The 12,583-nt window shown below is 53.1% G+C and carries 10 protein-coding genes; 4 read left to right on the plus strand and 6 right to left on the minus strand.

The genetic code is table 11. The features are described from left to right. Positions 1-11 precede the first annotated feature (11 nt). From F384_RS18590 to glpE, 3 genes are read right to left on the minus strand one after another with little or no spacing between them, the layout of a single operon-like run. Positions 12-770 carry a DeoR/GlpR family transcriptional regulator gene (locus tag F384_RS18590; RefSeq protein ID WP_046491540.1) on the minus strand — a complete coding sequence of 253 codons (759 nt, stop codon included), beginning with the start codon at positions 768-770 and terminating at the stop codon, positions 12-14. Between the two features lie 15 nt (positions 771-785). Next, positions 786-1,616 carry a rhomboid family intramembrane serine protease GlpG gene (gene glpG, locus F384_RS18595; protein WP_046491542.1) on the minus strand — a complete coding sequence of 277 codons (831 nt, stop codon included), beginning with the start codon at positions 1,614-1,616 and terminating at the stop codon, positions 786-788. Positions 1,617-1,660: 44 nt separating this feature from the next. Next, entirely contained in the window at positions 1,661-1,987 is a 327-nt protein-coding gene (gene glpE, locus F384_RS18600; protein WP_046491544.1) for a thiosulfate sulfurtransferase GlpE, read from the minus strand. Between the two features lie 197 nt (positions 1,988-2,184). On the opposite strand from glpE, the gene glpD reads away from it, so the two are divergent. Continuing rightward, the gene (gene glpD, locus F384_RS18605) at positions 2,185-3,693 is read left to right on the plus strand and encodes a glycerol-3-phosphate dehydrogenase (RefSeq protein ID WP_046491546.1); all 1,509 of its coding nucleotides are present in this window, start codon (positions 2,185-2,187) and stop codon (positions 3,691-3,693) included. 47 nt (positions 3,694-3,740) lie between these two features. Here the strand turns inward: glpD and F384_RS18610 are convergent, their stop codons facing one another. Continuing rightward, the gene (locus F384_RS18610; RefSeq protein ID WP_046491548.1) at positions 3,741-4,850 is read right to left on the minus strand and encodes a glycerol dehydrogenase; all 1,110 of its coding nucleotides are present in this window, start codon (positions 4,848-4,850) and stop codon (positions 3,741-3,743) included. Between the two features lie 336 nt (positions 4,851-5,186). Here F384_RS18610 and F384_RS18615 point away from each other — a divergent pair, with 336 nt between their 5' ends. From F384_RS18615 to F384_RS18625, 3 genes are read left to right on the plus strand one after another with little or no spacing between them, the layout of a single operon-like run. Further along, on the plus strand, positions 5,187-6,518 hold the full coding sequence (locus F384_RS18615) for an MFS transporter (RefSeq protein ID WP_046491550.1): 1,332 nt from the start codon (positions 5,187-5,189) through the stop codon (positions 6,516-6,518). Next, positions 6,515-8,230 (plus strand): dihydroxy-acid dehydratase, encoded by a 1,716-nt coding sequence (ilvD, locus tag F384_RS18620; RefSeq protein ID WP_046491553.1) that lies wholly within the window; start codon positions 6,515-6,517, stop codon positions 8,228-8,230. The genes F384_RS18615 and ilvD overlap by 4 nt, the downstream gene beginning before the upstream one ends. Before the next feature lie 53 nt (positions 8,231-8,283). Further along, positions 8,284-9,189, plus strand: a complete 906-nt coding sequence (locus F384_RS18625) for a dihydrodipicolinate synthase family protein (RefSeq protein ID WP_046498374.1) — start codon at positions 8,284-8,286, stop codon at positions 9,187-9,189. A 54-nt stretch (positions 9,190-9,243) separates the two neighbouring features. Here F384_RS18625 and F384_RS18630 read toward each other — a convergent pair whose 3' ends face one another. Further along, positions 9,244-9,999 (minus strand): IclR family transcriptional regulator, encoded by a 756-nt coding sequence (locus tag F384_RS18630; protein ID WP_046491556.1) that lies wholly within the window; start codon positions 9,997-9,999, stop codon positions 9,244-9,246. Between the two features lie 129 nt (positions 10,000-10,128). Then, complete coding sequence (glgP, locus tag F384_RS18635; protein WP_046491558.1) at positions 10,129-12,576, minus strand: glycogen phosphorylase; 2,448 nt, start codon at positions 12,574-12,576, stop codon at positions 10,129-10,131. Positions 12,577-12,583: the final 7 nt, after the last annotated feature.

The following is a 12,583-nucleotide window of genomic DNA, read 5'->3' on the forward strand; positions in this document are numbered from 1 at the left end:
AACCAGCACGTCTAGCACAGTTCAAGTTGAATATGGTTCTCGGTAATCACCTGGAGCACACCCGCTGGCGGCAGAACGTCGGTATACACCGCATCCACCAGGCTGATGCTGCCCATATTCACCATCGCATTACGGCCAAACTTCGAATGATCCACCACCAGCATGACGTGGCGGGAATTCTCGATAATCGCACGCTTGGTGCGCACCTCATGATAGTCGAACTCCAGCAGCGAGCCGTCGCTGTCGATGCCGCTGATCCCCAGAATGCCGAAATCCAGGCGGAACTGGGAAATAAAGTCGAGCGTCGCTTCGCCAATAATGCCGCCGTCACGGCTGCGAAGCTCGCCGCCCGCGAGAATAATGCGGAAATCCTCTTTTACCATCAGCGTGTTCGCGACGTTGAGGTTGTTGGTCACGATACGCAAATTGCTGTGGTTGAGCAGCGCGTGCGCCACGGCCTCTGGCGTGGTCCCGATATCAATAAACAGCGTTGAACCGTTGGGGATCTGGGTAGCGACTTTGCGCGCAATGCGCTCTTTTTCCGCCGTCTGCGTGGCTTTACGATCGTGCCACGGCGTGTTGACTGAACTGGACGGTAGCGCCGCGCCGCCGTGGTGGCGCAGAATCATGTTTTGATCGGCCAGGTCGTTGAGATCCCGGCGAATCGTTTGTGGGCTAACGGAGAAATGCTCCACCAACTCTTCAGTACTGACGTATCCCTGTTTTTTTACCAGCTCAATGATTGCATCATGTCGTTGTGTTTGTTTCATTGTTATTCCCTGGAACTATGTTCGTTTTCGCGCATTTAACGTATCCGCGAACGCCATTGCCAACCCAACTGCCAGCCCGGCGATATGTGCGCCATTGGCCATCGACATCCCAAACAAATCAAACCATCCGGCGACAATCCAAATCAACGCGAAAATAATCAACCCACGTTGCAGGTAGATCCCGCTGTGCGGATCGCGCTCGCCGCGCAGCCAGACGTAGCCCATCAGCGCGTAGACGACACCGGAAAGCCCGCCGAACCACGGGCCGCTAAACTTGTGCTGTACATATCCGCTCAGCAGGGCGCTGATGACCGTAATCACAATCAGTTTGCCGCTGCCTAAACGCTTTTCAACCGCACCGCCAAGATACCACCACCACAGCAGGTTGAAGAGAATGTGCATCAGTGAAAAGTGCATGAAGGCGTGCGTGAAGTAGCGCCAGACATCAAACTGTAGTGACGGGTCGAACGGCCAGGCCAGCCACCCCATCACGGTTTGATCGCCAACGATATTCATGACGATAAACACCAGAATGCAGGCCGCCATAATCAGCCAGGTGACCGGGCCTGCGCGCTCTCGCAGTGTGGCAAAAAACGGGAAGCGGCGGTAATGAAGTCCACTGCCGGTATGGCCGGACTGCCAACTGGCCGCGAGATAGCGCGGATCGCCGGGATTCTCCAGAAAACGCGCCAGCTCCGCATGCACACGTTCGGCCTGCGTCTCATCCGCCAGCCAGACATCGCTTTGATGATGTTGTTGAATGGTCAGGATAACGCCCTGCGTCGCCATGTAATCAACAAAGGCCTGCGCCACGCGGGGGTTAGCAAAAGAGGTAATCATCAACATGGTTGCTGTCGCTTAATCCGTACAAAAGGGGACAGTATAAAGGCTTACGAGCCGTATGCCACCTCTGCGGGAAAATGACGATGCCAGGCGTCAAATCCGCCGTCTACGCTGTAGACCGCGTCATAACCCTGCTGGAGCAAATATTGCGCCGCGCCTTTGCTGCTGTTGCCGTGATAACACATCACCATGACCGCCGTATCGAAGTCATGATCGCGCATGAATGAACCCAGCGTGTCGTTCGTCAGATGAAATGCCTGGGGAGTATGGCCCATTGCATAACTTTGCGGATCGCGGATATCCACCAGTACCGCCGCGCCCCGATGTAGCTTCTGGTGCGCTTCTTCAACATTAATACATTCAAACTGTTCCATACATTCTCTTCTTTATAGTGCAGGTGATACGTTTTCGGCATGTTACCCCTTAGTTTACGTCCCCACGGGAGTGAAACGCCATAATGTTATATGTATCACTGTAAATTGTTTATTCGATGTTACCACTGGCGCGTTTCTTTGCTATTATGCTCGATAACGAACATTTATGAGCCATAACGAAAGTGCACGAGGGCAGCATGGAAACCAAAGATCTGATTGTGATAGGAGGAGGCATCAACGGTGCCGGTATCGCGGCAGATGCCGCTGGACGCGGTTTATCCGTGCTGATGCTGGAAGCGCAGGATCTTGCATGCGCGACCTCCTCTGCCAGTTCTAAACTCATCCACGGTGGCCTGCGCTACCTGGAACACTACGAATTCCGGCTGGTGAGCGAAGCGCTGGCTGAGCGCGAAGTGCTGCTGAAAATGGCGCCGCACATCGCCTTCCCGATGCGCTTTCGTCTGCCGCATCGCCCGCACCTGCGTCCGGCATGGATGATCCGCATTGGTCTGTTTATGTACGATCACCTGGGCAAACGCACCAGCTTACCGGGTTCTGCCGGTTTGCGTTTTGGCACAGAGTCCGTACTGAAACCCGAAATCGTGCGCGGTTTCGAATATTCTGACTGCTGGGTAGACGATGCGCGTCTGGTGCTGGCCAATGCCCAGATGGTGGTGCGTAAAGGTGGGGAGGTGTTAACCCGCACTCGTGCAACCTCTGCGCGTCGCGAAAATGGTCTGTGGGTGGTCGAAGCCGAAGATATCGATACCGGAAAGAAATTCACCTGGCAGGCACGGGGACTGGTCAATGCCACCGGTCCGTGGGTGAAAGAATTTTTCGACGAAGGCATGCATCTGCCTTCACCGTATGGTATTCGCCTGATCAAAGGCAGCCACATTGTGGTGCCGCGCGTCCACACCCAGAAACAGGCTTATATCCTGCAAAACGAAGATAAGCGCATTGTGTTTGTCATTCCGTGGATGGATGAATTCTCGATCATCGGTACCACCGACGTCGAGTACAAAGGCGACCCGAAAGCGGTGAAAATTGACGAAAGTGAAATCAATTACCTGCTGAAAGTGTACAACGCGCACTTTAAGAAACCGCTCGGTCGCGACGATATCGTCTGGACCTACTCCGGCGTGCGTCCGCTGTGCGACGACGAATCGGATTCACCGCAGGCCATCACCCGTGACTACACGCTGGATATTCATGATGAAAACGGCAAAGCGCCGCTGCTTTCCGTCTTCGGCGGTAAGTTGACCACCTACCGTAAGCTCGCCGAGCACGCGATGGAGAAATTGTCGTCGTACTATCAGGGCATTGGCCCGGCATGGACCAAAGACTGCGTGCTGCCAGGCGGTGAAATCGGTGGCGATCGTGAAGACTACGCGGCAAAACTGCGGCGTCGTTATCCGTTCCTGACGGAATCGCTGGCACGCCACTACTCGCGCACCTATGGCAGCAACACCGAGTGGATCCTTGGTGAAGCGACGATGGTTGCTGACCTGGGTGAAGACTTCGGCCATGAATTCTACGAAGCAGAGTTGAAATATCTGGTGGACCACGAATGGGTTCGCCGCGCGGACGATGCGCTGTGGCGTCGTACGAAAGAAGGCATGTGGCTCAACGCCGAACAGCAGTCCCGCATGACTCAATGGCTGGCGGAGTACGTCGAGAAACATCAGCTTTCACTGGCGTCTTAAATGACATGACGCCCGATAGCAATACGCTACCGGGCGTTTTATTACTCTCAGAGTGACTTCATTTTCCGCTTCCGCGCTTGTCCAAGCGCATCTGCAGTTCGTAATGCGGCAAGAACCGCCTCTGGCGAAATTTCGCAGGGTTCATTATGCATCGTTTCTCCCGCCTGACAGGCTGCCTGCGCCACTGCCAGTAGCGCTTTATCATTGACGTCAGCCAGCCCAATATCTGCCAGCGTTATCGGCAGCCCCACGTCCTCACAGAACTGATAGACCTCTTCGACAAGTTCAGGATCCCTGTCGGTTAACACCAGCATTGCCAGCGTACCAAAGGCCACTTTTTCGCCGTGCCAGTACTGATGTGTGGCGGGAAGTACAGTTAAACCATTATGAATAGCATGCGCTGCCGCCAGTCCTCCACTTTCAAAACCGAGCCCGGATAACAGCGTATTGGCTTCAATCACATGTTCCAGCGCTGGCGTAACCTGATGCTGTTCACAGGCCAGCTTTGCCGAACGGCCGTAGCGCATCAGCGTGTTGTAACAGAAGCGGGCCAACTCAAAAGCCGTCATGGGGCCTGGACGGGTTGTCATATTCCCGGCCCCTTTTATCCGACAATCCTCGGCTTCAAACCAGGTCGCCAGCGCATCTCCCATTCCGGAGATTAAGAAGCGCACCGGCGCGGCGGCGATAATGGCGCTGTCCACCAACACCAACGTGGGATTACGGGGGATCATCAGATAGCGTTTGAATTGACCTTCCTGTGTATAGATGACGACTAACGAGCTGCAGGGGGCATCGGTTGAGGCAAGCGTAGGAACGACGGCAATAGGAAGACGCAAACTTGCCCCTGTCGCTTTGGCGGTATCTAATGTTTTACCCCCGCCCATACCCACAATAACATCCGCCCCGACCTGCTGCGCACGCGCAGAAATTCTGGCGATCTCTTCATCGCTGCATTCGCTATTGAAAACCTCAATTTCAAAATCAACCACGCCGTGAAGTGCCGTTGCGAGCGTATCCTGATATCTCTCATAAACCACAGGATCTTGTAAAATAAGCGCTTTATGCCCTAAAGAGGCAAGTTCCTGAGGCAGGTGCGTTGTCAAAGCGCCCTTTCCCTGAACATAGCGAGACGGAAATATTGCCGTTGTGACCATTCAAATTCTCCTTAGCAGTAAAGTTCAATATACGGAACATATATTCTTTATATGGAATTTATTGCAAGAGCCCCGACGTACACAACTCACAAATCAACAGAAAGCGTCATCCTGTGAAGAGTGACACAGTTTTGATGCTTCCCCGGAAAACTGGCCTGCTTTTAGCAAGGGAACGTGTTTCTGCGGTTTTTGCAACAGGATATGAAGCAAATCACAAAACATAACCTTGCTGAAAATAGGGAATTGACGCTCATAATTTATCCCCTCATAGTATTCGCATACAGAACAATAGTTCTATATACAGAACAAATACCTCTACTATTAAGGGATGCGCTAATGAGCATTGAACTCGATAAACCGACTACGCGAGGACGCTGGCTACACATCATTCCAGCCACCATCCTCGTTTATATCGTGGCTTACATGGACAGGACGAACATCGCGATTGGGATTGCGGGGGGGATGGAAGAAGACCTGGGGATGACCGCCTCGTTTGCCGGTCTGGTCGCCGGCATTTTCTTTATTGGTTATATCTTTTTGCAAATTCCGGGCGGTCAAATCGCGGAACGATTAAGCGCCAAGAAATTAATCGCCTGGACCATCGTCGCATGGGGCGGCTTCGCGCTGCTGACCGGCTTCGTCCAGACCCCAACCCAGTTGCTGATTATCCGCTTTATCCTTGGCGTCGCTGAGGGTGCGGTCTATCCTGCCATCCTGGCACTGATTGGTCACTGGTTCCCTAATGAAGAACGCGCAAGAGCGATTGCCTATTTCCAGATGAACCTTGCCGTGGCGTCGATCATTACCGGGCCACTTTCCGGTTGGCTGATCGAAACCTACGGCTGGCGTGAAATGTTCGTCATCGAGGGGTTACTCTCACTCGGCCTGCTGTTCGTCTGGCTGCCTTTGGTCTCCGATCATCCTCATCAGGCCAAGTGGCTGGATCCTAAAGAGCGCGCCTGGATCGAACAGAAATTGCAGGCCGATCGCGCGCTGACGATCGGGGGTGAAACCAGCAGTATCCGCAATGTTCTGCGCAGCATTAACTTATGGAAGCTGATTGGCATCTATTTCTTCGTGCAGGTCGGTTTCTACGGCTTTGCCCTCTGGATGCCAAACCTGATTAAACACCTGACCGGCAGCGGAATGACGATCGTCGGCTTACTGACTGCGGCACCGTACGTTTTGTGTATCGTCGGTCAGTATTACATTGCCAAATGGTGCGACAAAACCATGAACCGTCGTCTCTACACGGCAATTCCACTGCTGGGTTTTGCCGCCTGCCTCGCCCTCTCCCTGCTGCTTAAAGATAACGTCTGGCTGGCGTACGGCATGATGGTCATCTGCGGCTTCTTCCTGCAAGCCTATGCGGGACCGTTCTGGACATTGCCGCCATTACTCTTCGCCCCCAACGTGCTGGGTGGCGTACGCGGCACCATCAACGCATTAGGCAACATCGGCGGCTTTATTGGTCCTTATCTGGTGGGCCTGTTAACCGTCACGTTCTCCCAAACGGCGGGGATGACCGTGCTGGTGGCCGCACTCCTCATCGCTGTCGCACTGCTGTTCAGTTTACCTTCGGTTACTGCCCGTCCTGCAGGCAGTAGCAACCCTCATCATGCATCGGCGCCTGAGACGTCGCTCAAACAAGAAGGAATCGCCAAATGAGTCAGAAATGCCAACACGCCCGTGACCTGTGGTCACAACTGGACGCCCTGCGTCTGGGGATGAATTACACCAAAGAAGATGTCAATAAGCTGCAGGTTCTGGTGGATGACTGCTATGGCGAAAGTCATCCCGGTAGCTTTCATCTTAATCATCTGGGCGATGAAGCCGTCTTAGGCATTCACGAAAGCGGCGGTCGTGCCGTTCGTCATCACGTGACTGATATTTGTGATGGCTGGGGCCAGGGTCATGACGGGATGAACTATATTTTAGCCTCCCGCGAGGCTATCGCGAACATGGTCGAAATCCATGCCTCCGTTGTGCCTTATGATGCCGGTATCTTGATCTCCAGCTGTGATAAATCGATCCCGGCGCATTTGATCGCCGCGGCGCGCCTGAACCTACCGATGCTGCATATCCCCGGTGGCTCAATGCGTCCGGCGCCGAATATGAGCACATCCGATCTCGGTGGCATTACCGCCAAACTCAAGAAAGGCGAGATTGGCATTCAGCAGGTGGAAGCCATGCAGCAGTGCGGTTGCCCAACGGCAGGCGCTTGCCAGTTCATGGGCACCGCCAGCACGATGCAGTGCATGTCTGAAGCGCTGGGCCTTGCTTTACCGGGAAGCGCGTTACTGCCCTCTACGCTGGCGGAAATTCGTCGCATCGCGCGGAGCGCCGGTCATCAGGCGTTATACCTGGCAGAGAAAAACATCACGACGCATAAGATTCTCACCCCTGCCGCCTTTGAAAACGCCATTAAGGTCCATGCCGCCATCGGCGGCAGCACCAACGCCATGATCCATCTCCCGGCAATCGCCCATGAACTGGGTTGGGAGCTGAAACCTGAACTGTTTGACCAGATAAACAATGAGATCCCTTACCTCACCAATATTCAACCCAGCGGCCAGTACGTCACAGAAATGATGTGGTTCGCCGGTGGCGTGCCGATGGTGCAATGGTATCTTCGCGATTATCTGGATCTGGATGTCTTGACGGTGACAGGCCGCACGCTGGGCGAAAACCTGGAGATGCTCCATCAGTCCGGCTTCTTTACCCGCAACCACGGCTATCTGAGTAATTATCGGGTCAGCCCGGAAGAGGTGATCCGTAAACCGGAAAACGCGACCAAGAAAGGGTCGATTGCCGTGTTAAAAGGCAATATCGCGCCGGAAGGCGCGGTTATCAAATACGCCGCCTGCGCACCAGATATGCACCACCATACCGGCCCTGCACGCGTCTTCAATTCGGAAGAGGATGCCCAGCAAGCCATTATTCATAACCACATCGAACCGGGTGATGTCATTTTTATTCGTTATGAAGGGGCGAAAGGTTCGGGAGCACCGGAAATGCTCATGACCACAGACGCGATTGTTTACGATAAACACCTTGATGGCAAAGTCGCCCTGATTACCGATGGTCGTTTCTCCGGCGCGACCAGCGGCCCCTGCGTCGGCCATGTTTCTCCGGAAGCCGCCGATGGCGGTCCCATTGCACTTGTCGAAGACGGCGACCTCATCGAAATGGACGTCAAAGGACGCAAGCTCAACATTGTTGGCATTAACGGGGAATACAAAACGGAAGAAGAAATTCAGCACTGTCTTGAACGTCGTCGGGAAAACTGGACGAAACCGGATTATTCAAACCGACGCGGCGTCTTTAAGCAATTTACGACCAACGCAACCTCATTAATGGCGGGAGCCTGGATTAAATAACGTCCCTGGTGGGCGGCATGACTGCCAGCCCACCTGCTTTTAAGGATAAACTCATTATGCAAACTGAAAAATTCAACGGTGTCTTTCCGCCTGTTCCCACAATTGTTAATGCCCAGGGAGAGTTAGATAAAAAAGGGATGGCGACGTTACTCGACCACCTTATTGCAAACCAGGTGAACGGCGTATTATTGCTCGGCAGCGGCGGCGAGTTCTGCCACATGACAAAAGAGCAGCGCCTGGAAGCCGCCGAGTTTTGTGTTCAACATATCAATCATCGAATTCCCGTGCTGTTAGGGATCAGCAGTACCTGCACGCAAGACGTTATTGATTACGGTCTGCATGCCGACCGTCTGGAAGTGGATGCCGTCCTGGTCCTCAATCCTTATTATGCCAGGCTGACCGATGATTATATTTATCATCATTTCAAAACCGTCGCGGAAAGCATCAAAACGCCGGTGATTCTCTATAATTTTCCGGCGCTCACCGGCCAGGATCTCAGTATCGATTTAATTACCCGACTGGCGCATGACATCCCCAATATCATTGGCATAAAAGATACGGTGGATAACATTAGTCATATTCGCGAAATCATCAATACCGTACGACCGGTTCGCCCTGACTTTGTTATTTTCTCTGGTTACGATGAATATATGCTGGACACGTTGATCATGGGGGGAAATGGCGGGATCCCTGCGACGGCTAACTTTGCTCCACAGTTAACCTGTGGAATTTATCGCGCCTGGTGCGAAAAAGAGTATGAGACCCTGTTTCACCTGCAACGCAGGCTCTCTGCGTTATCCACCATTTACAGTCTGGATACCCCTTTCTTTGGGATTATCAAAAAAGCCATCCAGCTCAGCGGCATTGATATCCCGGTAGAGGTCATGCCTCCGGTGCAACCGGCAAATGAGGCGCACATCGCCAGCCTGAAAAAGGTTTTACAGCGCGCCGGGTTGTAAGCCAAATCAGCGGGCTTCACGCCCGCCTTTTCTTTCCTTATCCCGGCGAAAAGACTAGCGCAGCATTAACGACAGACGACGACTGGCATCCATCATCTGTGCGGCAAGCGCTTCTCGTTTTTCATCCGGGATCTGGAACGCCACACCGGATACGCTCAATGCCGCCACCACTTTCCCTTCGGCATTAAATACCGGCACGGCGATGCAACGCACGCCCAAAGAATCTTCTTCGTTATCATAGCCCCAGCCACGCTGGCGGATCCCGGCTAATTCCTGCTTCAGGATATTCACATCCGTAATCGTCGTCTCGGTAAAGCGCGTCAGAACCTGATCGGGTGGCAGCAACTCATCCAGGTCTTCAGAATTAAGCCAGGCAATCAGCACTTTCCCCAAACCGGAACTGTGCAACGAAAGGCGCTTACCTTCCCAACTGCGTATCACAATCGCCTGTGGGCTTTCCAGCTTGAGAAGATAAATGGGGGAATCACCTTCAAGCACGCCAAGATGGCAGGTTAAACCTGTCGCATCACGAATTTCTTTCAGGACCGGCAACGCTATTTTTTTAATATCGTACTGTTCTGCGGCTTTATTCCCTAATTCGTAGAGACGTAACCCCAGGTAATATTTGTCTTTTTCCTGACGCAATAAGCCATGCGCAACCATGCCCGTCAGTAAAGAGGAGGTACTACTTTTTGCGATCCCTGAATTCTGATGGATCTGCGTGAACGTCGCGCCATCGCATTCCATCAGATAGGCGAAGACGCGCATAATTTTGTCGAGGGCGGGAATCGATGTTGTGATTTTTTTCATAAATTTATCAACTAATTATAATTAATTCCTCGGACACTATACACCAGCAGACGGTGATTATTCCATATCAACGCACAATAACTGAGCACAAAAAAGGAGCCCGTAGGCTCCTTTGGTTAACAGGACAACTTACAGCCGCACCGGGTCAATATGCCAGATATGTTTGGCGTACTCCTGAATGGTACGGTCAGAGGAGAAGTAACCCATGTTGGCGATATTGAGCATCGCTTTGGCAGTCCACTCTTCCGGGCGGCCGTACAACTCGTCCACCTTGTCCTGACAATCAACATAGCTGCGATAGTCCGCCAGCACCTGATAGTGGTCGCCAAAGTTGATCAGCGAATCTACCAAATCACGATAACGCCCTGGCTCATCCGGACTGAACATGCCGCTGCCGATTTGCGTCAGCACCTGATGCAGTTCCTCATCTTTTTCGTAATACTCACGCGGTTTATAGCCCTGCCTGCGCAGTTCTTCGACCTCTTCTGCCGTGTTACCAAAGATAAAGATGTTCTCTTCGCCAACGTGTTCCAGCATCTCAACGTTCGCCCCGTCCAGCGTACCGATAGTCAATGCGCCGTTCAGTGCGAACTTCATGTTGCTGGTGCCGGAGGCTTCCGTCCCCGCCAGCGAAATCTGCTCGGACAGATCCGCCGCCGGAATGATCAGTTGCGCCAGGCTCACGCTGTAGTTGGGAATAAACACGATCTTCAGCTTATCGCCAATCTGCGGATCGTTATTGATGACCTTCGCAACGTCATTAATCAGGTGAATGATGTGCTTCGCCATGTAATAGGCCGACGCAGCCTTACCAGCAAAAATATTCACCCGCGGCACCCACTGCGCATCAGGATTGGCCTTGATGCGGTTGTAGCGCGTAATCACGTGCAGCACATTCATTAACTGACGCTTGTACTCATGAATGCGCTTGATCTGGACATCAAACAGCGATTTTGGATTCACCACCACATTGAGTTGCTGCGCAATATAGTTTGCCAGCCGCTTTTTGTTTTCCAGTTTCGCCTGACCTACCGCATGATTGACCAGCGGGAAATCGCAGTGCTGTTCGAGTTCATGCAGTTGGCTCAGATCGGTACGCCATGTACGGCCAATATTCTCGTCCAGAACCCCGGAAAGCGGCGGGTTCGCCAGCGCCAGCCAGCGGCGCGGCGTCACACCATTCGTCACGTTGCAAAAACGCGTCGGGAAGATGGTCGCAAAATCCGCAAACAGCGACTGAACCATCAGGTTAGAGTGCAATTCGGAAACACCGTTCACCTTATGGCTCACCACGACCGCCAGCCACGCCATACGCACGCGACGACCGTTGGATTCGTCAATGATCGACGCTCGTCCCAGCAGACCGGTATCGTTCGGATACTGCTCCTGCAACGTTTTCAGGAAGTAGTCGTTAATTTCAAAGATGATCTGCAGGTGGCGCGGCAGGATTTTACCCAGCATATCCACCGGCCAGGTTTCCAGCGCTTCGCTCATCAGCGTGTGGTTGGTATAGGAAAAGACCTGACAACACACTTCAAACGCGTCGTCCCAGGTGAACTGATGCTCATCGATCAGCAACCGCATCAGCTCCGGGATCGACAACACCGGGTGCGTGTCATTCAGGTGAATGGCAATCTTATCCGCGAGGTTGTCGTAGGTTTTGTGCAGCTGATAGTGACGGCTCAGAATATCCTGTATCGTAGAGGAGACCAGGAAATACTCCTGACGCAGACGCAGTTCGCGCCCGGAGTAGGTGGAGTCATCCGGATACAGTACGCGCGACACGTTCTCGGAGTGGTTTTTATCTTCCACTGCGGCGAAGTAATCCCCCTGGTTGAATTTACCGAGGTTGATTTCGCTACTGGCCTGCGCATTCCACAGACGCAACGTGTTGGTGGCGTCTGTATCATAACCGGGGATAATCTGATCGTACGCGACCGCGAGGATCTCTTCGGTTTCAAGCCAGCGCGTTTTCTTGCCTTCCTGCTGAATACGCCCGCCAAAGCGAACTTTGTATCGCGTGTTATGGCGCTTGAATTCCCACGGGTTACCGTATTCCAGCCAGTAATCGGGAGACTCTTTCTGTCGTCCATCAACAATGTTCTGCTTGAACATCCCGTAGTCGTAGCGGATGCCATAGCCGCGTCCCGGCAGCCCTAAGGTTGCCAGCGAATCCAGGAAACAGGCTGCCAGTCGCCCGAGGCCACCGTTACCGAGACCCGGGTCGTTTTCTTCATCGATGAGCTCTTCGAGATCTAACCCCATCGCTTCCAGCGCGCCCTGGACATCGTCATAGATCCCCAGAGACAACAGCGCATTGGAGAGAGTACGCCCAATCAGGAACTCCATCGACAGGTAATAAACCTGACGCGTTTCCTGTGACAGTTGGGCACGGTTAGAACGCAGCCAGCGCTCCACAAGACGATCGCGCACCGCAAACAGCGTCGCGTTCAGCCATTCATGCTTATTGGCAATAACCGGGTCTTTACCAATCGTGAACATCAGCTTGTAAGCAATAGAATGCTTAAGCGCTTCTACGCTCAGCGTCGGCGATGCATAGGTAAATGGAGCATTCATAATGATG

This window comes from Citrobacter amalonaticus Y19, from assembly GCF_000981805.1.
Taxonomy (GTDB): Bacteria; Pseudomonadota; Gammaproteobacteria; order Enterobacterales; family Enterobacteriaceae; genus Citrobacter_A; species Citrobacter_A amalonaticus_C.